Genomic DNA, 23,484 nt, shown 5'->3' with positions numbered 1-23,484 from the left:
CACCCGCGAGCCCTTCATGCCCCACCGCGCCACCAAGATCGTCGCCACCCTGGGCCCCGCCTCCAGCGATCCGGCCCTGCTGGAGGCCATGATCGCCGCGGGCGTCAACGTGGTGCGCCTGAACTTCAGTCACGGCAAGGCGGCCGACCACACGCAGCGCGCCGAACTGGTGCGCGCCGCCAGCCAGCGCGCCGGGCGCGAGGTGGCCATCATGGCCGACCTGCAGGGCCCCAAGATTCGTGTGGGCACTTTTGCCGAGGGCCGGGTGATGCTGGAGCCCGGCCAGCCCTTCGTGCTGGACGCCGCCCGCAAGGAGCCCGGCGACGGGCATGGCGTGGGCCTGGACTACAAGGACCTGCCGCGCGACGTGCAGGCCGGCGACACCCTGCTGCTCAACGACGGGCTGATCGTGCTGACGGTGGACGCCGTGCGCGGCGAGGCGGTGCACACCACCGTCAAGCTGGGCGGCGAGCTGTCCAACAACAAGGGCATCAACAAGCAGGGCGGCGGCTTGACGGCGCCGGCGCTGACGGCCAAGGACATGGAGGACATCAAGACCGCCATGGCCCTGCGCGCGGACTACGTGGCGGTGAGCTTTCCCAAGAGCGCCACCGACATGGAAATGGCGCGCCAGCTGTGCCACGTGGCGGGCGCCGAGTGGGGCCACAAGCCGCAGCTGATCGCCAAGATCGAGCGCGCCGAGGCGATCCCGCGCCTGGCCGAAATCCTGGCTGCCAGCGACGGCATCATGGTGGCGCGCGGCGATCTGGCGGTGGAGGTGGGCAACGCCGCCGTGCCCGCGCTGCAAAAACGCATGATCAGCATGGCGCGGCGCGCCGACAAGCTGGTGATCACCGCCACGCAGATGATGGAGAGCATGATCACCAACCCGGTGCCCACGCGCGCCGAGGTGAGCGACGTGGCCAACGCCGTGCTGGACGGCACCGACGCCGTGATGCTGAGCGCCGAGACGGCGGCCGGCAAGTTTCCGCTGGAGACGGTGCAGCAGATGGCTGCCATCTGCCTGGCCGCCGAGGAGCACGACGCCGCCGAGCTGGACGCCGACTTCAGCGGCGCGGACTTTCAGCGCATCGACCAGACCATCGCCATGGGCGCGCTGTTCACCGCCTACCACCTGCGCGTCAAGGCCATCGTGGCGCTGACCGAATCGGGCTCGACCGCACTGTGGATGAGCCGCCACCGCGTGCGCATCCCCATCTACGCGCTCACGCCCAAGGTGGGCACCCAGCGCAAGATGACGCTGTACCGCAGCGTGCGCCCGCTGCTGATGGACACCAGCGCCCACCGCGACGAGGCGCTGGCGCAGGCCGAGGCGCACCTGAAAAAGCAGGGCATCGTCGAGTCGGGCGACATTTACGCCATCACCTGCGGCGAGCCCATGGGCGCGCCCGGCGGCACCAACATGCTCAAGATCTGCCGCGTCGGCTGACCGCGATCGGGTCGGCCCGCCGCAGCAAAAAAGCGGCCGCTACCGCCAGCGCGCCAGCCATTGCCGCAGGCGCGCGTCATCGGGCACGGGCAGGCGCCACGCCGCCCAGGCGCACAGCGCGCCCAGGCACCAGCCGGCCAGCACGTCGGTCGGAAAGTGCACCCCCACCGCGATGCGGCTCCAGCCCTCGGCCAGCGCCAGGCCCATCAGCAGCGCCCGCGTCCCACCCGGCAGCGGCGCCATCGCCGCCGCCAGCGCGCAGGCCATGGCCAGCGTGGCGTGGGCGCTGGGAAAACTGTGGCCGGCCTCGTGCGCCAGCCACTGCTGGCCCAGGCCCAGCGCCATGGGCCGCGGGCGATTGAAGCCGCGCTTGAGCAACTCCACCGCCAGCGTCCCCAGCACCATGGCCAGCAGCACACGCTGCGCTGCGCGGCGCTGCGGCGGGGTTGCCGCCAGCGCCACCACCAGCGCGGCCGCACCCGCCACGTACAGCAGCGACGCGCTGAAGGCCAGCGTGGCCTCGACCAGCCAGGGCGGCGCGCCGGGCCCCAGGTTGAGCGACAGAAACAGGGCGTGGTCCAGGGCGTTCATGATGGCAAAGGCGCAGTGCGGCGCGCAGTGTAGTGGGCGCGGCTTAGGGGCGCCTGAGGCGCACGCTGTCCGTTAAACTTGCCCCTTGGGCAACGGCTTGCCCGCGCGCCGCTTTTTCGACTCTTCAAGGACTTCCCGCCATGCCTCTGGTCTCCATGCGCGAGCTGCTCGACCACGCCGCCGAGCACAACTACGGCATCCCTGCCTTCAACGTCAACAACCTCGAACAGGTGCAGGCCGTCATGTCGGCCGCCGACGAGGTGGGCGCGCCCGTCATCCTGCAGGCCAGCGCCGGCGCGCGCAAATATGCGGGCGAGCACTTCATCAAATACCTGATCCAGGCGGCCGCCGAGGCGTATCCGCACATCCCGCTGGTGATGCACCAGGACCACGGCACCAGCCCCGCCATCTGCCAGGGCGCGCTGGCGCTGGGCTTTGGCTCGGTCATGATGGACGGCAGCCTCAAGGAGGACGGCAAGACCCCGGCCGACTTCGATTACAACGTCAAAGTGACCCAGCAGGTGGTGGCCATGGCCCACCGGATCGGCGCCACGGTGGAGGGCGAGCTGGGCTGCCTGGGCAGCCTGGAAACCGGCGAGGCCGGCGAGGAAGACGGCGTGGGCGCCGCCGGCAAGCTGAGCCACAGCCAGCTGCTGACCGACCCCGAGGAAGCCGCGCAGTTCGTCAAGGCCACGCAACTGGATGCGCTGGCCATTGCGATTGGCACCAGCCACGGCGCCTACAAGTTCACCCGCCCGCCCACGGGCGACGTGCTGGCCATCGGCCGCGTCAAGGAAATCCACGCGCGCATCCCCAACACCCATTTGGTGATGCATGGCTCCAGCAGCGTGCCGCAGGACTTGCTGGCCATCATCAACCAGTTCGGTGGCAGGATGAAGCAAACCTACGGCGTGCCGGTCAAGGAGATTCAAGAGGCCATCAAGCACGGCGTGCGCAAGATCAACATCGACACCGACATCCGCATGGCCATGACCGGCGCGGTGCGCAAGTTCCAGGCCGAGAACCCCGACAAGTTCGACATGCGCGAGTGGATGAAGCCCGCGCGCGAGGCGGCCAAGGCGGTGTGCAAGCAGCGCTACCAGGAGTTCGGCTGCGAAGGCCAGGGCGCCAAGGTCAAGGGCATGCCGCTGTCGGTGATGGCCCAGAAGTACGCCCAAGGCGAGCTGGCGCAGCAGGTCAAGTAAGCCGCCGCACCGCACTAACTATCAAATCAGGAGCTGCTCGCGCTTGCCCAACAAGCGCCAGCGGCTCTTTTTGTTCATAGATCGAATCGAGCACTCCCATGACCGCCCCCGCCGCCCTGCACACCAGTCAACTGCACAGCCTGCCCCTGCTCGCGCGCGGCAAGGTGCGCGACAACTACGCCGTCGGCAGCGATCGCATCCTGATGGTCGCCAGCGATCGCATCAGCGCCTTCGACGTCATCATGGGCCAGCCCATCCCCGGCAAGGGCGCGCTGCTGACGCAGATGGCGCTGTGGTGGTTCGAACAGCTCAAGGGCATCGTGCCCAACCACTTGACCGGCGACGCGCCCGAAAGCGTGGTGGCGCCCGATGAGGTCGCCCAGGTGGCCGGCCGCAGCATGCTGGTCAAGCGCCTCAAACCCATCCCGGTCGAGGCCGTGGTGCGCGGCTATCTGGCCGGCAGCGGCTGGAAGGAATATCAGCAAGGCCAGGCCGTCTGCGGCGTGCCCCTGCCCGCGGGCCTGAAGAACGCCAGCCAGCTGCCCCAGCCCATCTACACCCCGGCGGCCAAGGCCGAGGCCGGCGAGCACGACGAGAACATCACCTTCGAGCGCACCGTGCAAATCGTCGGCCCCGATCTGGCCGCGCGCATCCGCGACATCAGCATTGCCCTGTACCAGCGCGCCGCCGCCATCGCCCTGCCCAAGGGCATCATCATTGCCGACACCAAGTTCGAGTTTGGCCTGGACAGCGCCGGCCAACTGGTGCTGATGGACGAGGTGCTGACCCCCGACTCCTCGCGCTACTGGCCGCTTGAAGGCTGGCAGGAGGGCATCAACCCGCCCAGCTTCGACAAGCAGTACCTGCGCGATTGGCTGGAGACGGCGCAGGTCGATGGCAAGCCCTGGGCCAAGAAGGCGCCCGCGCCCGAGTTGCCGCCCGAGGTGATCGCGCAGACGGCGGCCAAATACCGCGAGGCGATGGGGCGGTTGATGGGGTGATGCAACTCGGCGGCCTGCTGGGCGCCGTCACGCTGCACGTTGATCTGCCGCCGTTTGCCGAGCTGCTGTACCTGGGCCAATGGCTGCACGTCGGCAAAAACGCCACCATGGGGCTGGGTGGCTACAGTCTGGAAACGTAAGTGATATTCCGAAATTCACGGATAAATTTTCCGAAATTTATGGTGATTATTTCCGGGATTTACGGTATCTTCGCTGCATGGATACCACCGCCGTTTACCCCCGCCATATCGAGCCACGCATTGCAGAAGCGCTGCTGGACACGCCGGTCGTCCTGCTGGCCGGCCCGCGCCAGGCGGGCAAAACCACGCTGGTGCGGCACATGGCGGCGCAGCAGGGCCTGCGCTATCTCACCCTCGACGATGCGCTGACCCTGTTGTCGGCACGGGAAGACCCGGTTGCCATGGTGCGAGCGCTCGACCGGGCCGTGATCGACGAAATCCAGCGTGCGCCCGCGCTGCTGCTGGCCATCAAAAAAAGCGTGGACGAAGACCGCCGCCCGGGCCGTTTTCTGCTCACCGGTTCGGCCAACTTGATGGCCTTGCCCACGGTGGCCGATTCGCTGGCGGGGCGGATGCAAACCCTGTCGTTGCTGCCCCTGTCGCAAAGCGAGATTGCGTCACGCGCCACCAATTGGCTCGATAGCGTCTTTGCCGGCCAGATGCCCCAGGCAGACCCAGCGGCGCAGGGCGACGACCTGGTCGAGCGAGTACTGCGCGGCGGCTACCCCGAGGCGGTGGCGCGGCCAGCCGGCCGGCGGCGCATCACCTGGGCGCGCCAGTACATCACCGCCCTGATCCAGCGCGATGTGCGCGACATCGCCACCATCGACAAGATCGACCAATTGCCGCGCTTTCTGCGTGCCCTGGCGCACACCGCCGGCCAGATGTGCAACTACACCCAGCTGGGCGGCGCGGTCGGGCTCGATGGCAAGACCGCCGCGCGCTACACCAGCATCTTCGAGCAGATGTACCTGCTCGAACGCATCAACGTCTGGGCGCGCAACCGCCTGAGCCGCGTCGTCAAGACACCCAAGTTGCAGTTTCTGGATGCGGGCCTGCTCGCCACTCTGCTGGATCTGACGGCGCAGGAGGTGGCGCAAGAGCGCACGCGGTTTGGCAACGCGCTGGAGTGTTTTGTCTTTGGCGAACTGCGCAAACACAGCACCACGGCAGATGACGACTACCAGCTGATGTACTACCGGGACGCAGATCAGATCGAGGTTGATGTCGTGATCGAAAACGCTGCCGGGCAGGTGGTCGGCGTCGAAGTCAAGGCCGCCGCCACCGTCAAGGCGGCCGACCTGCGCGGCTTGAAGAAGCTCGCTGATTTGGCAGGCAGCCAGTTCAAGCTCGGCGTGGTGCTCTACGACGGCAGCGAGACCCTGCCGCTGGGGGACGGGCTCTGGGCCGCGCCGCTGTCCACGCTCTGGGGCGATTGACGCAAGGGCGCTGCGACAGGTGATAGCCCCCCTTGGCAAGCTTGGCGCCGGCGCACATCCGCCAGGTGCTGTGCAGCAGTGCGGCTGGCGCAGAATCGGTGCGCCGCAGGCATGGTGTTGCTGCGCGGCGGGACGGCGACTTTTTCTTCTGACCCCATGGCCTCTCATTTGAAAATCATCCAGGGCAACCTGTTTCGCTCCACCTGCCAGACCCTGGTCAACACGGTCAATTGCGTGGGCGTGATGGGTGCGGGCCTGGCGTTTGAGTGCCGCTTGCGGTATCCGCAGATGCACGAGCACTATCTGGCGCTTTGCCAGCAGGGCAAGCTGGACATTGGCTTGCTGTGGCTGTGCAAGTCGACGACGCCGTGGGTCTTGAACTTTCCGACCAAGCGGCACTGGAAGTACCCCACCAAGCCCGAATACCTGCACCAGGGCTTGCAAAAGTTCATGGCCACTTATCAGGAGCGCGGAGTCACGTCGGTGGCGTTCCCGCTGCTGGGGGCGCAAAACGGCGGGCTGACGGCCGAGCAGTCATTGGGCCTGATGACGTCCTACCTGGAGCGGTGCAGCATCCCTGTGGAGATCTATCGGCACGACCCGACGGCGGCGGACGACTGCTATGACCGGTTCAAGGCGGTCGTGCAGTCGATGGCCGACGACGAGATTCGCGCGCGCACCGGCTTGCGCATGGGCGCGATTGCCCGGGTGCGCGACGCACTGGCCGATGCGCGCATTTGCCAGCTCAACCAGTTGGTACAGGTGCCGCGCATTGGCGAGAAGACGCTGGAAAAGTGCTTTGCGCTGGCCATGGGTCGCGCCGGCGCCGGGCCCGCTCAGGTGGCGCTGGGCCTGTAGCGCTGCGGGGTGCGGCGCCGGCTCGGTTAAGCTGCCCCCGTTCGGCGGCGCGCGCCGCCGGCCGTTGCGCCGTTGCGGCCGGAGCTGCAATGCCCCGCGTTCAATTGGAGCCGCCGCGTGCTGACCCTCTGGTTCTTTTTCCTGTATGTGGTCGGCGGCCTGTTCTGGGTTGCCGTCCTGCTGTGGCTCGTTGCCGCGTTTTATTTGCGCGGCAAGGATTTGTCGGCCTTTGACCGGCCCGAGGGCCAGCGCTTTTCAAGCGGCGCGCAGCCCAGCGCCGAGATGCAGGAGGTGCTGGCCCGCCTGGCCCGCCTGTCGCAGGCCGTTCGGGGCGCTTCGCGGATGCGGCGCACGGCCGTGCTGCGCCGCGCCTTCGACGAGCTGTTTGGCGACCGCGTGTTCGACGTTCGCTTCGAGCCGGTGGACTGCGCCGGCGTGCCGGCCGAATGGGTGCTGGCGCCGGGGCATGATGCGGCGCGGCGCCTGCTCTACATCCACGGCGGCGCCTTTACCTTGGGCAGCCCGCGCAGCCACCGCACGCTGACCAGCGCGCTGTCGGCGCGCACCGGCTGCGCCGTGCTGGCCATCGACTACCGCCTGATGCCTGAGCACCCGCGCCAGGCCGGCATCGACGACTGCCGCAGCGCGTACCGCTGGATGCTGGAGCACGGCCCCGCCGGCGCGCAAGCGGCGCGCACGGTGTTCGTGGCCGGCGACTCGGCCGGCGGCAACCTCACGCTGGCGCTGATCGCCTGGGTGCGCGACGCGGGCCTGCGCGCGCCCGACGCGGCGGTGGCCTTGTCGCCCGGCACCGACAGCACCCTGGCCAGCCCCAGCCTGCGCACCAACGCCGCCACCGACGCCATGCTGGGCCCCGCCTTCGCGCCGCTGCTCAAGGTGCCGCGCACCGCGCTGCTGTGGGGCGGGTGGCTGCAAATGCGCATCAAGCCGCGCGATCCGGCGATCTCGCCCGTGTATGGCGACCTGTCGCGCCTGCCGCCCGTGCTGGTGCAGGCCAGCCGCTCCGAAATGCTGGTCGACGACGCCCGCCGCTGGGTCAATCGCGCCCGCGCCGCCGGCTCGCCGGCGCAGCTGCAGGTGTGGGACGACATGATCCACGTCTGGCAGCTGTTCAACCCCGAGCTGCCGCAGGCCAACCAGGCGCTGGATGAAGTGGCGGCGTTTCTGGCCGCAGCCGAGCGGCAGGCCGTGGCGTAGCCGCGTTCAACCTAGAAACGGCAGTTGACCGCTTGTCATCTTCTTGGAAGCCGCGCCATGCTTGATTTCACGGGCTCCGATCACGTTCACCTGTTGGGTGAGCGCGCTATGCACTTGCCGGCACCGCTCTCGACGCGCCATGCGGCGTTGCTCCGCCTTGCGGGCAGTAGCCCGCCGCGTTGTCGCGCCTTGCCTAGCACGCCGATAGCGGCACTGGCAAGCGCATCCAACTGCCGTTTCTAGGTTCAACGGCCGTTTCCGGGTTCAGCCCTTCACCTGCCCATACCCCCATTCCAGCCAAGGCATCAGCGCCTCCAGGTCAGTCTTTTCCACCGTCGCGCCGCACCAGATGCGCAGACCGGGCGGGGCGTCCTTGTAGGCGGCGATGTCGTAGGCCACGCCCTCCATCTCCAGCAGCCTGGCCAGCGCCTTGACCTGGTCGGCCGGCAGGTCGAGCGTGAGGCATACGCTGGTGTTGCTGCGCGTGGCCGGCGTCTGCGCCAGAAAGTGGATCCACGGGTGCGTGGCCACAAAGTCTTCGACCAGCTTCAGGTTGGCCTGGCTGCGCGCGATGGTGCCGGGCACGCCGCCCACGCGCTCGCACCAGGCCAGCGCGTCCAGGTAGTCGGCCACGCACAGCATGCTGGGGGTGTTGATGGGGCTGCCGGCAAAGATGTCTTCCATCAGCTTGCCGCCGCTGGTGAGGCGGAAGATTTTTGGCAGGGGCCAGGGCGGGACATAGCTTTCAAGCCGCTCGACCGCGCGCGGGCCGAGGATCAGCATGCCGTGGCCGCCTTCGCCGCCCAGCACCTTTTGCCACGACCAGGTGACGACGTCCAGCTTGTGCCAGGGCATGTCCATGGCAAAGATGGCGCTGGTGGCATCACAAATCGTCAGGCCGGCGCGCTCCTGAGGAATCCAGTCGCCATCGGGCACGCGCACGCCGCTGGTGGTGCCGTTCCAGGTAAACACCACGTCGTTGGCAAAGTTGACCTTGCGCAGGTCGGGCAGCTGGCCGTAGTCGGCCTCGTGGCGCGTGACGTTGGGCAGCTTCAGTTGCTGCACCACGTCCTTGATCCAGCCGCTGCCAAACGACTCCCAGGCCAGCATGTCCACCCCGCGCGGGCCCAACAGCGACCACAGGGCCATTTCCACCGCGCCGGTGTCCGACGCCGGCACCACGCCCACGCGGTAGCCCGCAGGCAGGCCCAGGATGCGCGCGGTCTCGGTGCTGCACGCGCCCAGCAGCTCCTTGCCCAAGCGGCTGCGGTGCGAGCGGCCCAGGGCGCGCAAGTCCAGCTGGGCCACGTCATAGCCGGGCCGCTTGGCGCAAGGGCCGGACGAAAAGTTGGGAACCTGGGGCTTGCGGGCGGGCTTGGTCATGCGATGGGGCGTACAAAGGCGAAGCCTGCAATTCTAGGTCGCGCACCTAAAATCATGAGTCATGACCTTCATCGAGCAATTGCGCCAAGCGCAGCAACAAAACCAATCCCTGTTGTGCGTGGGGCTGGACCCGGAGCCCACGCGATTCCCCGCCGGTTGCACGCGCGACGCGGCGGGCATCTACGCCTTTTGCGCCGCCATCGTCGATGCCACGCACGACCTGGTCTGCGCCTTCAAGCCGCAGATTGCCTACTTTGCCGCGCACCGGGCCGAGGGTGAATTGGAGCGCCTGATCGCCCACATGCGCCAGGTGGCGCCGCAGGTGCCCGTGATCCTGGACGCCAAGCGCGGCGACATCGGCAGCACGGCCGAGCAGTATGCGCGTGAGGCCTTCGAGCGCTACGGCGCCGACGCGGTCACGCTCTCGCCCTTCATGGGCTTCGACTCGGTCGAGCCCTATTTGAAGTACGCCGGCAAGGGCGCTTTTTTGCTGTGCCGCACCTCCAACCCCGGCGGCGACGATTTGCAGAACCAGCGCCTGGCGGGCGAGGCCGGCCAGCCGCGCCTGTACGAGCACGTGGCGCGCCTGGCGCAGGGGCCGTGGAACCGCAACGGTCAGCTGGGTCTGGTGGTGGGCGCGACGTATCCGGCCGAGATCGAGCGCGTGCGCGCGCTGGCGCCCACGGTGCCGCTCTTGATTCCGGGCGTGGGCGCGCAGGGCGGCGACGCGCTGGCCACCGTGCGCGCGGGCTGGCGGCCCGACGGCCCCATCATCGTCAACAGCTCGCGCGCCATCCTGTACGCCAGCAGCGGCGCCGACTTTGCCCAGGCCGCGCGCGCCGCCGCGCAGGCCACGCGTGACCAGTTGAACGCAGCTCGGCCTTGATCCGGTCGCCTGAAAGGCCCATCCATGTCCATCTTCGATTTGTCCGCCCCCGACATCAGCGCCTGGCGCGCCGGCAACACGGGCGTGGAGGGCGTGTGGCACTTCGACAGCGGCGCCAGCGGCGAGCCGGTGCTGATCAGCGCGCTGATCCATGGCAACGAGCTGTGCGGCGCCTGGGCGCTCAAGGGCCTGCTGGAGGCCGGCTTGCGCCCGCAGCGCGGCTCGCTCACCCTGATGCTGTGCAACCTGGCGGCCTTTGACCGCTTCGATCCGCAAGACCCCGACGCCGCCCGCTTTGTCGAGCAGGACCTGAACCGCCAGTGGGTGCCCGAGCGCATCCAGGCGGCCGACACGCTGGAGCGGCGCCGCGCGGCCGCGCTGGCGCCCTTCGTGCAGCGCGCCAACTGGCTGCTGGACCTGCACTCCATGCACGAGCCCGGCGCGCCCTTGTTGCTGACCGGCGTGCACCAGCGCAACCTCGATCTGGCGCAGGGCCTGCACACGCCCGAGCACATCGTCATCGACAGCGGCCACTCCGATGGCGTGCGCATGCGCGACTTCGGTCGCTTCGGCGAGCCCGACCACGTGGCGCCCGAAACCCGCTCGCTGCTGCTGGAGTGCGGCTTTCACGGCGCGCTGTCCAGCCGCACCGTGGCGCAGGACATGTGCGTGCGCTTTCTGCAGCAGGCCGGCGCGCTGGACGCCGCCGCGCTCGATGCCGCGCTGCCCGGCTGGCGCCAGCCCGACGCGCCGCGCCAATGGGCGCTCACCGTCGATGGCGCCGTGGTGGCGCGCAGCGAGCGCTTTGCCTTCGTGCAGCCCTTTACCGGGCTGGAGCTGATCGAAAAAGCCGGCACCGTCATCGGCCACCACGATGGCCCCGGCCAGGGCGAGGCGGCGGTCACGCCCTACGACGACTGCGTGCTGGTGATGCCCTCCACGCGCCAGGCGCGCGCCGGCGTCACCGTGGTGCGTTTTGCGCGGCGGCAGGCGCTGGACTGAAGATCAGGTCACACCGCGTGCGGTACAAGGGAAGAGCACGCATTCGCTGGGCGGGCGCACGCACGTTGTCCGAACTGGTGATGGACACCGGCACTCGCGCGATCGAAGCCGTTGTACGGGTGCGCCCGCCGATCGATGATGTTTCCTGTGAATGGCAGGCCCATGATCATCCGACGCTGCGGCATGTTGTGATAGAGCATGAAGCGGGGCCGATTGGCTGCACGGAGCTTGAGGAGGTCTATCTGCAATCCGTGCGGCCGGTTTGCAACCCTGAGGGCGAGCGAGCCGATGCGCAATGGCTTGCGCTGACGATGAAGCCGAGAAGTTCGCTGCTCAGTTTCAATCGACTCCGTCAGAACTTGAGCACCAGCCGGCTGGCATACCAGGCGCGCTACGCCAGGCAGCCACGGACCTTTGCACTGCCTGATCTCACGTACGGAAACACCACAGTACGGCTGAGCGACTACGATCACTTCATTGTCGAGAGCAGAGAGCCGATGGATGAATCCGAGGAGCGCACGATGGCTCTGGCGCTTTCGCTGCTGCAGGGTGCGCCTGTGACGCTCCTAGAAGAGTCGACCGCGGACTGGGTTCGGATCAACCTCATTGAACCGAATGGCCATGAGTCGGGCCACGCGCTCTGTCGCATGCCAATGGAGGAGCATGAGGCGCTCAAGTGTCTGCTCGCGCTTCTCGTCACCCAAACGGATCGGGCCGAACGGTGGAAACGCGCAGGCCGATGGTTCATCGAAGGCAAGAGTTTGCCCGCGCCCGTGGAGTTCAAATGCATGCTGCTGCTGGTGTTTCTGGAGGCCTTTGGTTCGGCGCGCACACTGGACCGACGCGAAGTGGCAAGGGACTTGGACATCGATGAAGGCAGTGCCTGGTTTCTCGTCGAACTGCGCAATGCATTGCTCCACTCGGGTACGCCATTGAATGTGTGCGTCGACGTGGCCTTGCACAAAATGTGCAGCGCGCGACGCCCACGGCCGACGGCCTTCCCGGAGGTCTTGCAGAAGTCGCCCAGGCCTGAATACGTCTGGTTGCGCCTGTGCGAGCGAATCAACGCGGCACTTGTTCGCGATATCGGCTGGAGTGGACGCTGGGGCAACTATGGAGTTCCGAACGTGCGCGTGCGCACGCCACAGACTTCGAACTGATCCTCAGCCCGTCAACCCTTGCGCCGCGCCGCTTCGTACAGCGGCATCACCTTCGGGATGGCCGCCTCCAGCGCCGCCATGCGGTCGCCCGGCGCCGGGTGGGTGGACAGAAAGCCCGGGCCGTTGCTGCCGCCGGCCTGCGCCATCTTCTGCCACAGCGTGACGGCGGCGCGCGGGTCGTAGCCGGCGCGCGCGGCCAGCTCCAGCCCGTACAGGTCGGCCTCGCTTTCCATGCCGCGCGAGAACGGCAAATCCAGCGCCAGCTGCTTGCCCAGGCCGGCCATCTGCTGCACCCCCTCGCCCGCGCCCAGCAGTGCGCCGCCGATCGAGATCGCCAGGTCGCCCGCGGCCGACTGCGACATTTTCTCGCGCGTGTGCTCGCGCAGCGCGTGCGCCATCTCGTGGCCCATCACGGCGGCGATCTCGTCGTCGCTCAGCTTCAGCTTGCGGATCAGGCCGGTGTAGACCGTGATCTTGCCGCCGGCCATCACGTGGGCGTTGACGGTGTCTTCGTCGATCAGCACCAGTTGCCAGGGCCAGCGCGCAGCGTCGGGCCGGAACGCGCCCACCTGCGGCACCAGGCGCAGCATGACGGCGTTGACGCGGCTCCATTCGGCGCCGCTGGTGATCAAATCGCCCTTGGCGCGGGCCTGCTGGTTCTGCTGCTCGTAGTACTGCAGCGACTGCTGCATGACCTGATCGGACGAAACCAGCAGCAGCTGCGAGCGGCCCTTGCCGCCCGCGGCCACGCTGCCGCTGGTGGTGCTGGCGCAGCCCGCGGCCAGCAGGGCAGCGCAGACGAACACCGCCGCGTACGTAGTCGGGCGCGTGAAAAAGCGGGATTGCAGGTTCATGCGACCGATTGTGCCGCGAACCGCGCGCGGTCAACTGCCGAATCCAGGTTCAATGCCGTTGTCGAATATGAGTCAAATTGCCCTGCGGCGCATGGTGGACAAGCGCAAGCAGCTATCAAATCAGGACTTCCGGCGGGGCGACTGTCCAGGCCGGCGTCACTTGGGCATCGCGCAATGCCCGCCGCTGGCGTGCGTGCCCGATCCGGCAGTGATCATGGGCGGCTCCAGCCGCAGGTTGACGGGGGCCGACGTGGCGTAGTCCCAGGCCGCAAAGGCGATCAAGAGCAGCCAGAAGATCGAGCGGCGCGCGGGGGTTGTGAGCATGATCGGTTTGTCCTCGCGGCCATCAGAAAAAGCGGCGGCGCACGCGCAGGCCCACCAGCGTGCCCAAAAAGGCCATGGGCACCCACAGCCAGCCGTGCACGCTGCCGGTGCTGATGCCGCTGACCATGGCGCCCACGTTGCATCCAAAGGCCAGGCGCGAGCTGTAGCCCAGCAAGAAGCCGGCCACCAGGCCGATGGCCCATTGCTTGCGCGTGAGCGCGCGCGGCGTTTGCGGGCGCCGCGCGGCCACCCACAGCGCGCCGGCCAGGATGCCGATGTTGGTGATGCTGGTCACGTCCAGCAGCAGCGTCTGGTGCAGGCGCTCGGCGTGGCCGGGGTCGCTCCAGAAGGCATTCTGCGTGGGGTCAAACAGGCCCAGCGCCGTGGCCGCCTTGGCGCCCCACAGGCCAAAGCCATAGACGACGCCCCAGGGCTGGCCCGCGATCATCAGGTTGAGCGTGGCCAGCAGCGCCAGCCCCAGCGCGCCCCACAGCCAGCGGCGCGGGATGCGGCGCACGCTGAAGTGCTGGCCGCTCCATGCCCCCACGCCCAGCGTGATGACGGCCAGGCCCGCCAGCGTGGCCGCCAGCGCGCCGCCCACGCCCCAGCGCTGCACCAGGCCCACGGGCTCGGTGGCGCCCAGCGCCAGCCAGCCGTTGAGCTGCGCCGAGCCGACAAAGCTGCCCAGCGCGAACAGCGGCAGGATGGCCATGTTCAGCGGCACGCCCAGCCCGGCCTTGTACAGCTGGCCCGAGCCGCAGCCGTCGGCCACCTGCATGCAGGCGCCGAACACGAAGGCGCCCACCAACAGGCTGATCGAGGGCGGCCCCAGCGCGGCCGTGGTCTCCGGGAAGTGCGCCAGGATGGGCATGGACAGTGCGGCGAGCAGCGCCAGCAGCACGATCTGGCCGTACACGCCGGCCGGGTCGCGGCTTTCGACCAGATGGCGCCAGCCGGTGGTAAAGCCAAAGCGCGCGCCGGCCAGCGTGGCGCCCAGGCCCACGCCCACCAGCAGCAGCAGCGCCTGGCGCGAGGACACCGACCACAGCAGCCAGCCAAACAGCGCCAGCGTGCCCAGGGCCAGCGGCAGGCGGCGCGCCCAGGCGCCGGGGCGCGCGGGCGTGGCGGCGGATCGAAGGGGGGCGGCAGCCGTGTTCATGGCGCTGGGGTTCCGAGGTTGCGGTGCGCCCAGGCAAGGGCCGCGTAGCGCAGCTGCTGCCAGCGTCCGGGCTCGTTGTCCATGGGCAGGGGCGCGGGCGCGCTGGTCCAGTCGATGATCGAGCCGGGGTACATGCGCACGCCGGGGCGGCCCAGCACCTCCGACAGCACGAACCAGTCAGTGGCCGACCAGTGGCCCGCGTTGCAAAAGGCGATGATGGGCTGGCTGGGCGCGGCGTTCAGTTTGTCGGCTTCGTCCTGCAGCGCGGCCTTGTCCATCAGCGCGGCGCTGCCCAGCTCGAACCAGTTTTCGCTGTCCAGGTTGACGGCGCCCGGCAGCGTGCCGCGCGCATGCGCGGCGTCGGCGGCGATGCGGCCCTGGTAGAACGGCGCGGGGCGCGCATCCACGCGCAGCACGCCGGGCTCGTCCAGGCTGGCGCGCACCTGGTCGCGCGTGGCCATCCATTGCGGGTTGAACTGCGGCTGCCAGCGGCTGCGGCTGGCCACGCTGGCCTGGCTGGCAACCGGCAGACCGGCGGCCTTCCACGCCGTCAGCCCGCCGTTGAGGATGGAAAGTTGCTGCACGCCCAGCGACTTGAGCGTCCAGTACACGCGGGCCGCGCCGCCAAAGTCGGTGGCGTCGATGCCGGTGTAGATGATGACGGCGGGCGTGTCGGGCGTCAGGCCCAGCTCCTGCACCAGCGCGGTCAGCGCGGGCTGAGACGGCGGCAGGCCGGCGTTGGCGCCCGGCGCGCGCCACAGCGGGTACGGGGCCGACACGGCGCCCGGCACGTGCTGCAGGGCGTAGGCCGGGCCTTCGCGGATGTCGATCAGGCGCGCGCCGCTTTCGCCCAAGGCCTTGGTTTGGGCCGGCGTGAGCAGCGGAGCGGTTGCCCAGGCGCCCGTTGCGGTGCAGGACAGGCACAGCAGGAGCAGTCGGAGTACGGCAAGCATGGCAGGGTGTGGGGATCGGGACTGCCGGGCGGCAGCACCGGCCTTCGGCATAAGCGAGTCCTTAATTATCCGGGGTGGCGCGGGCGCGCCAAGGACAGATTCGTTGGATGCTTATATCCGCCGCCGCATCAAGCCGAAGGCTGCACTACCATGGTCGCATGATCACCCTGCACACGGCGGCTACGCCCAACGGCCACAAGGTCTCCATCGCGCTGGAGGAACTGGGCTTGCCCTACCAACTGCGCGTGGTCGACCTGGCGGCCGGCGAGCAAAAGCGCGCCGATTTTCTGGCCCTCAACCCCAACGGGCGCATTCCGGTCATCGTCGATCACGCGGCGGGGGACTTTGTCGTGTTCGAATCCGGCGCCATCCTGGTCTATCTGGCCGAGAAAACCGGGCAATTGATGCCAAGCGACGCCAAGGGTCGCTCGCGCGTCATGCAATGGCTGATGTTCCAGATGGGCGGCGTGGGCCCGATGATGGGGCAGGCCAACGTGTTTTACCGCTACTTCCCGCAAAAAATCCAGCCCGCCATCGACCGCTACCAGGCCGAGGGCCGGCGCCTGTTCGAGGTGCTCGACGGCCATCTCAAAAATCACGAATGGCTGGCCGGCGACTACTCCATCGCCGACATCGCCAACTGGGCCTGGGTGCGCACGCACCGCTGGTCGGGCATTGCCATCGACGGGCTCGATCACCTGCGCCGCTGGCGCGACGCCATCCGCGCCCGCCCTGCGGTGCAGCGCGGCATCGAGCGGCCGCCCGCCAAGGTGGATCTGACGCGCGATGGCGACGCCAGGGCGGCCGAGTTTTCGACGCAGGCGCGCAGCATGGTCGTCGGCGCCGATCAAGGGGGCGCCCCGCCGTTGCCACCGCCGCCGGCCCGCCGCTGAGCGGAGGGCGACTGGGGCGGCTGCGCCGCGAACGCCTGCGCTGTCAGCCAAGCGCCGGCAGCAGGTTCATCAGCAGCACCATCGCCAGCCCCACCAGCGCCACGATGGATTGCACCACCGAGATGGTCTTGGTGGCCTCGCCCATGGTCATGCCGAACGACTCCTTCACCAGCCAGAAGCCGGCGTGGTTGGCGTAGTTGAAGAACAGCGAACCGCAGCCGATGGACAGCGCCAGCAGCGGCAGGTTCAGTGTCGGGTCGGCGCCCGCCAGCGGCGCCAGCAGGCCCGCAGCGCCCACGATGCCCACGGTGGCCGAGCCGGTGGACACCGACAGCAGCATGGCAATCGTCCAGCCGAGCGCCAGCGGCGGCAGCGCGAAGTGCTGCGTCAGGTGCACGATGGCGTCGCCCACCTTCACGTCGGTCAGCACCTGCTGAAAGGCACCACCCCCCGCGATGATCAGCAGGATGCCGGCAATGGGCTTGAGGCTTGCGCCCAGCGACTCGCGCAGGCGCTTGGTGTCGCCGCCGCGCGCATACACCAGCGCCGTGCAGGCAAACAGCACGCCGATCAGCATGGCGATCAGCGGGTTGCCCAGGAAGGCCGCCACCCTGGCGACGGGCGCGCCCTTGGGCAGCAGCGTCTCGGCCAGCGTGTGCACCAGCATCAACAGCGCCGGCAGCAGCACGGTGAAGATGCCCAGCGCCGCGCCCGGCTGGCTGCCGGTGCTCGCCGGCCCCGGCGCGTGGGTGAACTGCTCCAGCAGCGCTTCATCCGGGCGCACCGTCATGCGCGGCGTCAGGAACTGGGCATACAGCGGCCCGCCCAGCACGATGGCCGGCACGGCGGCCACAAAGCCGTACAGCATGGTGGGGCCGATCACGGTCTTGAGCGTGGCGATCGCCGTCAGCGGCCCGGGGTGCGGCGGCACCATGCCGTGCATGGCCGCCAGCGCGGCGATCACCGGCACGCCCACATAGATGTAGGCCGAGCCGCGAAAGCGCTCGCGCGTCTCCAGCTTGCGCGCCACGCTGAAGATCAGCGGCAGCAGCACCACCAGCCCCACCTCGAAGAACATCGGGATGCCCACGATGAAGGCCGCCAGCGCCATCGCCCACGGCAGCGCGCGGTCGGACGCGCGGCGGAGGATGGCGTTGGCGATGGACTCGGTCACGCCCGTGTCGGCCAGCACCTTGCCCAGCATGGCGCCCAGCGCGATGATGATGCCCACCGCCCCCAGCGTCTTGCCGGCGCCGTTGGTCACGGCGCGCGCCACGCGATCGATGTCCATGCCGGCAAACAGCCCCACCCCCACCGCTACCACCAGCAGGGCCAGCAGCGGGTGCATGCGGATGCGCGAGACGATCAGCGCCACCAGCAGCAGCACGCTGACCAGGGCCGTGAGCAAAAGGCGGATGTCGAGTTCGGACATGGAATGGGCCCTTGTTGACCGTGCGACGCCGCGAGCGCGGGTGGCGGGCGACGCGCCCGGATATTACGCTGCCGGCCTGTCCTTGCGCCAGTCGCAAGCACAATGGCAAGCGGCCATTGGGCACGGTCCCGTGCTCGCCGACGAAAAGGGAAAGCGTCGCCATGAAACTCTACATCGCCCCCCGCGCCCCCAACCCCCGCCGCGTGCAGATGTTCATGCACGAAAAGGGCATCACCGGCATCGAGCCCGTGCCGATCGACCTGAACGCCGGCGAGCACCGCGCGGCCGCCTATCGCGCCAAGGTGCCGGTGGCGCGCGTGCCGGCGCTCGAACTTCAGGATGGCCGCATCCTGAGCGAGACGCGCGCCATCTGCACCTATCTTGAGGGCCTGCACCCCGAGCCCAACCTGATGGGCGAGGGCTTTGACGAGCGCGCCTTCATCGAGATGCACGACCGCCGCGTGGAGTGGTACTGGCTGCTGCCCATTGCCAACTGCATCCGCCACACCCACCCCGGCCTGGCCGCGCTGGAGCAGCCGCAGTTTCCGGACTTCGGTCAGTCGCAGGGTGTCAAGGTGCGCGAGTCGGCGCGCTGGCTGGACGAAACGCTGCAGCAGCAGCCCTGGATGGCGGGCGCGCGTTTCACCATTGCCGACATCACCGCGTTTTGCGCCATCGAGTTTGCGCGGCTGATGAAGTTCAACGCCGGCGCCGAGGGCTTTGCGGCGCTGCAAGCCTGGCGTGATCGGGTGGCCGAGCGGCCGAGTGCGCGGGCGGGGTGATTGCCGCGGACGTTTTCCCTGGGCGTTGCGCCTTCTTGGTGCGCCGTGGGCCCTCACCTCAACCCTCTCCCAGAGGGAGAGGGAGGAAGACCGGCTCGGGCCGAGCGCCTTGGCCCCATCAGCAAGCCGCAGGCAATCGCGCAACAATGGCCATGCACCGCTTGGCCCACCGCCGGCCAGCGGCGCGGCCCATGCCTGAACTGACCGAAGAATCGCTCGAAACCTTCTACCGCACGCTCAAGCGTTACCAGCAGCGCGTGCACGCCGACCAGCGCCTGCCCGCACCGCCGGCCGACTCGGTCAGCGTGCGCAGCCGTCTGTGTGGCAGCGCGCTGACGCTGGACGCGGTGATCGCCCAGGGCCGCGTGCAGCAACTGGGCTGGAGCGTGCATGCCTGCGCACTGGGCCAGGCCTGCACCGGCATCGTGGCCGGGCGCTTGGCCGACTTGGACGAGGCCACGGTGCGCCGCGTGGGCGGGCAGTTGCGCGCCATCCTCAAGGGCGAGCAGGACGACAGTGACTGGCCCGAGCTGGCGATGTTTGCCCTGGTGCGCGACGTGCCCAACCGCCATGGCTCGGCGCTGCTGCCGTTCGAGGCGCTGGACCTGCTGTTCGAGCGGGCGCGCTCGCGCGGCTAAACCCCGCTCGCCCGGGCGGCTTGGCCACGGTGCTACCCTGCCGGTATCGACGACAAGAAGATTTCCGCACACCGATGAACCGAGTTGACGCCACCCTGCTGAAGTCGCCGCAAGCGCTCGTCGCGCTGCCGCGGCGCCTGTCCTTGCACGCCAGCGATCCGCAGGACTTTCGCCAGCGCCTGCGCGAGTACTTCGTGCAGACCTTCGACGCCTACGAGTCGCTGTTTCGCACCCTGGCCTGCGACGCCGCCTGGGTGGAAAAACCCATCACCCTGCGCCACCCGCTGATTTTTTACTACGGCCACACGGCGACTTTTTTCGTCAACAAGCTGCTGCTCACGCGCCTGATCAGCGAGCGCATCGACCCGCAACTCGAATCCATTTTTGCCGTCGGCGTGGACGAAATGAGCTGGGACGACCTGAACGAGGCGCACTACGACTGGCCCAGCGTGGCCCGCGTGCAGGCCTACCGCGACCGGGTGCGCGCGCTGGTCACCGGCCTGATCGACAGCGCGCCCCTCACCCTGCCGGTGGACTGGGCCAACCCCTGGTGGGCCATCGTGATGGGCGGAGCACGAGCGCATCCATCTGGAAACGTCCTCCGTGCTGATCCGCCAGCAGCGCCTGGACTGGGTGCGGCCACAACCCGACTGGCCCGTGGGCCCCGACGCCGGTCCCGCGCCGCAAAACGCCCTGGTGGATGTGCCCGCGGGCCACGTCACCCTGGGCAAACCTCTTCGATTGCGAACGCTACGGCTGGGACAACGAATACGGCCATCACGTGGCCGATGTGCCCGCTTTCCAGGCCGCCCGCCTGCTGGTGAGCAATGGCGAATTTCTGGAATTCGTCACCGCGGGCGGCTACGCGCACGACGCCTGGTGGGACGACGAAGGCCGCCGCTGGCGCGACTTTGCGCGGGCCACGCATCCCACGTTCTGGGTGCAGGCGCGAAGGCTGGCGCCTGAGGTTGATGACGCAGGAAGCGCCCATGCCCTGGAACTGGCCGGTCGAGGTCAATTGCCTGGAGGCGCGGGCCTTCTGTCGCTGGAAGGCCGCGCAGACCGGCCAGAGCGTGCGCCTGCCGACCGAGGACGAATGGCAGCGCGTGCTGGCCGCCAGCGGCTGGCAACTGGGCGACGAGCAGCCCGCCAACGCCAATCTCTATCTGGAGCACTGGGCCTCGTCGTGCCCGGTCGATGCCTTCGCGCATGGCCCGTTTTGCGACGTGGTCGGCAACGTCTGGCAATGGACCGAAACGCCCACCTACCCGTTCGAGGGCTTCAAGACGCATCCGATCTACGACGACTTCACCACGCCCACCTTCGACGACCGGCACAACATCATCAAGGGCGGCTCGTGGATCGCCTGCGGCAACGAGGCCGAGCCCGAGTCGCGCTATGCCTTCCGCCGCCACTTCTTCCAGCACGCCGGCTTTCGCTATGTGGTGGCCGAGGCGCCGGTCGGCACGCCCGCATCGCACTACGAGACCGACGACCTGGTCACGCAGTACATGGAGTTCCACTACGGCGCCGAGTACTACGGCGTGCCCAATTTTCCGCAGGCGCTGGCCCGCATCGCCATCGAGGCGGTGGGCAGCGGCCCGCACCGCCGCGCCATGGATCTGGGCTGCGCCGTGGGGCGCGGTGTGTTCGAGCTGGCGCGCCACTTCGACGAGGTGGTGGGGGTCGATTTCTCGGCCCGCTTCATCGACCAGGGCGTGGCGCTGGCGCGCGGTGACACGGTGCGCTACACGGCGGTGGAAGAAGGCGAGCTGGTCGAATACAAGGCCGTCAAGCTCGATGACCTGGGCCTGCGGGGCACGGCGGCGCGCGTGCAGTTCTGGCAGGGCGACGCCTGCAACCTGAAAGCCCAGTTCGCCGGTTACGACCTGATCCTGGCCGCCAACCTGATCGACCGCCTGTACGACCCGGCCAAGTTCGTCACGACGATTCACGAGCGGCTGAACGTGGGCGGCGTGCTGATGATCACCTCGCCCTACACCTGGCTGGCCGAGCACACCGCGCGCGACCAATGGCTGGGCGGCTTCAAGAAGGACGGCGAGAGCTGGCGCACGCTGGACGCCCTGCGCGCCCTGCTCGCCCCGCACTTCGATCCCATCGGCGCCCCGCGCGACGTGCCCTTCGTCATCCGCGAGACGGCGCGCAAGTTCCAGCACACGCTGGCGCAGGCCACGCTGTGGCGGCGGGTGCGGTAGGCGGCGGATCGGCCCCCATCCCCTCTCCCTTTCCCCAGAGGGGCGAGGGAGATCGGTTGTTTGCTCCCTCTCCCTCTGGGAGAGGGTTGGGGTGAGGCCAGCGGCGCATCCCACGCGCCGCCGCTGGCACGCCCACCCACCACTCCCAACACAGGTATCTCCAGCCCAATCGGCACGCAGTCCTGGTTCGGGCTATCGTGGTTCCAAGCCACCCGGAGACCCGTCATGTCCGTCACCGCTTTTGAAGACCGCGCCACCGGCGCCCTGATGGGCGCGCTGATCGGCGACGCGCTGGGCGTGGGCCCGCACTGGTACTACAACCTGGACGAGTTGCGTGCCGCCTACGGCCCCTGGATCAGCGACTACACCACCCCCAAGCCCGGGCGCTATCACGCGGGGCTGAAAGCCGGCAAGCTCGTCGCAGGCCGGCTTGCTGCTGGAGCTGACCATGACCTCGCTGGCCGAGCGCGGCGGCTACGACGAGAGCGACTTTTGCCAGCGCCTGGACCGCGACTTCTTCCCGCTCATCGACGGCACCCCCAACAACGGCCCCGGCGGCTACACCAGCCAGTCGATGCGCGAGGCCTATCGCCTGCGCGTGCAGCAAGGCAGGCCCTGGGGCGAGGTCGCAGGATGGGCCGACGACACCGAAGCCGCCGAGCGCGTGCTGGCCATTGCCGTGCGCGATGCGCGCGATCTAGCGCTTGGCGCGCCACGTCAGCGGCAACACGGCGCTCACGCAAGTCGACGCCACCGTCGGCGCCATGACCACCGCGTTCTGCGCCGCGCTGGGCCTGCTGGTGCAGGCGAGCGCTTCGACGGCGACATTTCGGCCAAGCTGATGGCGCGCGTGCGCGATGGCACGCTGCCCTTTCACAGCGTCACCGCGCCGGGCCAGGACGCCGTGCCGCCCGGCCCAGAGCGGCCGCGCCGCGCCGGCCAGTTTGCCTCGCCCGACGCTCTGATCGGCATGGGCTATATCGCCGGCGCCGCGCTCGACCCCGACGTGCGCATCGAGCCCGCGTGGAAGGTGTCGCGGCTCATGGCATGCCCTGCGCGGTGCCACCACCAGTTCCGGCCGCGTATCACCGGCCGCGCGCTTTGCCGACGACTTCGAATGCGCCGTGCTGCACGCCATCAACGGCCGGCCAGAACAGGCGCGCGCCATCCTGACCGGCGCGCTGGTGGGTGCCATGGTGGGGGTGCAGGGCATACCTGAGCTGCTTCATCGGGGCTCGACCGGTCGGATGAACGCCTTGAACTGGCGCGCCGCATCGCGGCGCAGGCTGCGCAAGGCTGAACGGCGAGAAGGAAGCCATCAACCATGTCCACAAGCTATGACGTGCGCCTGCTGCACAAGAAGCAAGTTGCCGAAGGCACGATGGAGTTCACGCTGGAAAAAGCCCCCGGCTTCGAGTACCGCGCCGGGCAGTTTGGCGACCTGGTGCTGCCGGCATCGACGGGGTTGAGCGGCGACAACGCCAAGCACGGCTTTTCCTTCGTCAGCGCGCCTTCGAGGATACGCTGCGCATGGCCACCGTGCGCAGCACCAGCGCCTTCAAGAATGCCGCCGCGCAAGTGCCCGACGGCACCCTGGTGCAACTGCTGGCGCTGTGGGGCGACTTCGTCCTGCACAAAAATGCGGCCGTGCCCGCCGTGTTCGTCATCGGCGCACGGCATCACGCCGGTGCGCAGCATCATCGCCCAGGCCACTGCGACAAGGCACCGCACAAGATCACGCTGATCTACGCCAACCGCACGCCCGCGCTGGCGGCCTATGCCGACGAGTTGCAGAGCCTGGCGGTCGAAAACAAGAACTTCACGTTCGTGCCCGTCTACACCGACACCCAAGGCCGGGTCAGCGCCGCCACCTCCGCCAGCACGTGGCCGACATCGGCGCATCGAGGTTCTACCTGGCGGGGCCCGAAGGCATGGTCAAGGCCACGCGCGCGCTGCTGGATGAGGTGGGGGCGGATGAGGACAACATCCGCACGGAAGAGTTCGAGGGTTATTGAACCGC

25 protein-coding genes and 1 pseudogene are annotated in these 23,484 nt (G+C 68.7%); 19 read left to right on the top strand and 7 right to left on the bottom strand.

Going from position 1 to position 23,484, the window contains the following annotated elements; all coding sequences use genetic code 11:
* The first annotated feature begins 16 nt into the window (after window positions 1-16).
* Window positions 17-1,450 (top strand): pyruvate kinase, encoded by a 1,434-nt coding sequence (pyk, locus tag U1F38_RS05010; protein WP_409985957.1) that lies wholly within the window; start codon window positions 17-19, stop codon window positions 1,448-1,450.
* A gap of 39 nt (window positions 1,451-1,489) precedes the next feature.
* On the opposite strand, the gene U1F38_RS05005 is transcribed toward pyk, so the two are convergent.
* Complete coding sequence (locus U1F38_RS05005; protein WP_409985956.1) at window positions 1,490-2,041, bottom strand: phosphatase PAP2 family protein; 552 nt, start codon at window positions 2,039-2,041, stop codon at window positions 1,490-1,492.
* Window positions 2,042-2,181: 140 nt separating this feature from the next.
* Here U1F38_RS05005 and fba point away from each other — a divergent pair, with 140 nt between their 5' ends.
* The 6 genes from fba (at window position 2,182) to U1F38_RS04975 (ending at window position 7,782) form a co-directional block, all read left to right on the top strand.
* Complete coding sequence (fba, locus tag U1F38_RS05000; RefSeq protein ID WP_409985955.1) at window positions 2,182-3,246, top strand: class II fructose-bisphosphate aldolase; 1,065 nt, start codon at window positions 2,182-2,184, stop codon at window positions 3,244-3,246.
* Between the two features lie 98 nt (window positions 3,247-3,344).
* Window positions 3,345-4,247: a phosphoribosylaminoimidazolesuccinocarboxamide synthase gene (locus U1F38_RS04995; protein WP_409985954.1), complete on the top strand. Its 903-nt coding sequence runs from the start codon at window positions 3,345-3,347 to the stop codon at window positions 4,245-4,247.
* A complete protein-coding gene (cas6, locus tag U1F38_RS04990) occupies window positions 4,151-4,387 on the top strand; it encodes a CRISPR system precrRNA processing endoribonuclease RAMP protein Cas6 (RefSeq protein ID WP_409986146.1) in 237 nt (78 codons plus the stop codon). The genes U1F38_RS04995 and cas6 overlap by 97 nt, the downstream gene beginning before the upstream one ends.
* Before the next feature lie 77 nt (window positions 4,388-4,464).
* Entirely contained in the window at window positions 4,465-5,706 is a 1,242-nt protein-coding gene (locus U1F38_RS04985; RefSeq protein WP_409985953.1) for an ATP-binding protein, read from the top strand.
* Between the two features lie 156 nt (window positions 5,707-5,862).
* Window positions 5,863-6,564: a macro domain-containing protein gene (locus U1F38_RS04980; protein WP_409985952.1), complete on the top strand. Its 702-nt coding sequence runs from the start codon at window positions 5,863-5,865 to the stop codon at window positions 6,562-6,564.
* A gap of 117 nt (window positions 6,565-6,681) precedes the next feature.
* Complete coding sequence (locus U1F38_RS04975) at window positions 6,682-7,782, top strand: alpha/beta hydrolase (RefSeq protein WP_409985951.1); 1,101 nt, start codon at window positions 6,682-6,684, stop codon at window positions 7,780-7,782.
* Between the two features lie 264 nt (window positions 7,783-8,046).
* Here the strand turns inward: U1F38_RS04975 and U1F38_RS04970 are convergent, their stop codons facing one another.
* A complete protein-coding gene (locus tag U1F38_RS04970) occupies window positions 8,047-9,165 on the bottom strand; it encodes a phosphoserine transaminase (RefSeq protein WP_409985950.1) in 1,119 nt (372 codons plus the stop codon).
* A 61-nt stretch (window positions 9,166-9,226) separates the two neighbouring features.
* On the opposite strand from U1F38_RS04970, the gene pyrF reads away from it, so the two are divergent.
* The 3 genes from pyrF (at window position 9,227) to U1F38_RS04955 (ending at window position 12,213) form a co-directional block, all read left to right on the top strand.
* On the top strand, window positions 9,227-10,051 hold the full coding sequence (gene pyrF, locus U1F38_RS04965; RefSeq protein ID WP_409985949.1) for an orotidine-5'-phosphate decarboxylase: 825 nt from the start codon (window positions 9,227-9,229) through the stop codon (window positions 10,049-10,051).
* A 24-nt stretch (window positions 10,052-10,075) separates the two neighbouring features.
* On the top strand, window positions 10,076-11,053 hold the full coding sequence (locus U1F38_RS04960) for a succinylglutamate desuccinylase/aspartoacylase family protein (RefSeq protein WP_409985948.1): 978 nt from the start codon (window positions 10,076-10,078) through the stop codon (window positions 11,051-11,053).
* 65 nt (window positions 11,054-11,118) lie between these two features.
* Window positions 11,119-12,213, top strand: coding sequence for a hypothetical protein (locus U1F38_RS04955; RefSeq protein WP_409985947.1), 1,095 nt, complete (start codon window positions 11,119-11,121; stop codon window positions 12,211-12,213).
* Window positions 12,214-12,224: 11 nt separating this feature from the next.
* Here U1F38_RS04955 and U1F38_RS04950 read toward each other — a convergent pair whose 3' ends face one another.
* The 4 genes from U1F38_RS04950 to U1F38_RS04935 all read right to left on the bottom strand — a co-directional run bounded on the left by U1F38_RS04950 (window position 12,225) and on the right by U1F38_RS04935 (window position 15,503).
* Window positions 12,225-13,067 (bottom strand): M48 family metallopeptidase, encoded by an 843-nt coding sequence (locus tag U1F38_RS04950; protein ID WP_409985946.1) that lies wholly within the window; start codon window positions 13,065-13,067, stop codon window positions 12,225-12,227.
* Between the two features lie 156 nt (window positions 13,068-13,223).
* Window positions 13,224-13,391, bottom strand: coding sequence for a hypothetical protein (locus tag U1F38_RS04945; protein WP_409985945.1), 168 nt, complete (start codon window positions 13,389-13,391; stop codon window positions 13,224-13,226).
* A gap of 22 nt (window positions 13,392-13,413) precedes the next feature.
* The gene (locus U1F38_RS04940) at window positions 13,414-14,550 is read right to left on the bottom strand and encodes a YeeE/YedE thiosulfate transporter family protein (protein WP_409985944.1); all 1,137 of its coding nucleotides are present in this window, start codon (window positions 14,548-14,550) and stop codon (window positions 13,414-13,416) included.
* The gene (locus U1F38_RS04935; RefSeq protein ID WP_409985943.1) at window positions 14,547-15,503 is read right to left on the bottom strand and encodes a sulfurtransferase; all 957 of its coding nucleotides are present in this window, start codon (window positions 15,501-15,503) and stop codon (window positions 14,547-14,549) included. The genes U1F38_RS04940 and U1F38_RS04935 overlap by 4 nt, the downstream gene beginning before the upstream one ends.
* A 158-nt stretch (window positions 15,504-15,661) precedes the next feature.
* Between U1F38_RS04935 and U1F38_RS04930 the strand changes: the two genes are divergently transcribed.
* Entirely contained in the window at window positions 15,662-16,396 is a 735-nt protein-coding gene (locus tag U1F38_RS04930; protein ID WP_409985942.1) for a glutathione S-transferase family protein, read from the top strand.
* A gap of 43 nt (window positions 16,397-16,439) precedes the next feature.
* Here the strand turns inward: U1F38_RS04930 and U1F38_RS04925 are convergent, their stop codons facing one another.
* A complete protein-coding gene (locus U1F38_RS04925) occupies window positions 16,440-17,828 on the bottom strand; it encodes a GntP family permease (protein ID WP_409985941.1) in 1,389 nt (462 codons plus the stop codon).
* 161 nt (window positions 17,829-17,989) lie between these two features.
* On the opposite strand from U1F38_RS04925, the gene U1F38_RS04920 reads away from it, so the two are divergent.
* The 8 genes and pseudogenes from U1F38_RS04920 to U1F38_RS04885 all read left to right on the top strand — a co-directional run bounded on the left by U1F38_RS04920 (window position 17,990) and on the right by U1F38_RS04885 (window position 23,479).
* Complete coding sequence (locus tag U1F38_RS04920; protein WP_409985940.1) at window positions 17,990-18,610, top strand: glutathione S-transferase family protein; 621 nt, start codon at window positions 17,990-17,992, stop codon at window positions 18,608-18,610.
* A gap of 191 nt (window positions 18,611-18,801) precedes the next feature.
* Entirely contained in the window at window positions 18,802-19,248 is a 447-nt protein-coding gene (locus U1F38_RS04915) for an iron-sulfur cluster assembly scaffold protein (protein ID WP_409985939.1), read from the top strand.
* Between the two features lie 74 nt (window positions 19,249-19,322).
* Entirely contained in the window at window positions 19,323-20,072 is a 750-nt protein-coding gene (locus U1F38_RS04910) for a DinB family protein (RefSeq protein WP_409985938.1), read from the top strand.
* A gap of 165 nt (window positions 20,073-20,237) precedes the next feature.
* Window positions 20,238-21,464 (top strand): putative 4-mercaptohistidine N1-methyltransferase, encoded by a 1,227-nt coding sequence (locus U1F38_RS04905; RefSeq protein ID WP_409985937.1) that lies wholly within the window; start codon window positions 20,238-20,240, stop codon window positions 21,462-21,464.
* A gap of 225 nt (window positions 21,465-21,689) precedes the next feature.
* A pseudogene (locus U1F38_RS04900) lies at window positions 21,690-21,818 on the top strand (ADP-ribosylglycohydrolase family protein); the annotation flags it as partial.
* A 94-nt stretch (window positions 21,819-21,912) separates the two neighbouring features.
* Window positions 21,913-22,683, top strand: a complete 771-nt coding sequence (locus U1F38_RS04895) for an ADP-ribosylglycohydrolase family protein (protein ID WP_409985936.1) — start codon at window positions 21,913-21,915, stop codon at window positions 22,681-22,683.
* Window positions 22,589-22,933, top strand: coding sequence for a hypothetical protein (locus tag U1F38_RS04890; RefSeq protein WP_409985935.1), 345 nt, complete (start codon window positions 22,589-22,591; stop codon window positions 22,931-22,933). The genes U1F38_RS04895 and U1F38_RS04890 overlap by 95 nt, the downstream gene beginning before the upstream one ends.
* Before the next feature lie 414 nt (window positions 22,934-23,347).
* A complete protein-coding gene (locus tag U1F38_RS04885) occupies window positions 23,348-23,479 on the top strand; it encodes a hypothetical protein (RefSeq protein ID WP_409985934.1) in 132 nt (43 codons plus the stop codon).
* Window positions 23,480-23,484 lie beyond the last annotated feature (5 nt).

Origin of the sequence: Ottowia sp. (assembly GCF_046348305.1) — a bacterium.
Classification (GTDB): domain Bacteria; phylum Pseudomonadota; class Gammaproteobacteria; order Burkholderiales; family Burkholderiaceae_C; genus Ottowia.
Note: the sequence above shows the minus strand (reverse complement) of the source record. Positions and strands in the feature narration are given on the sequence as shown.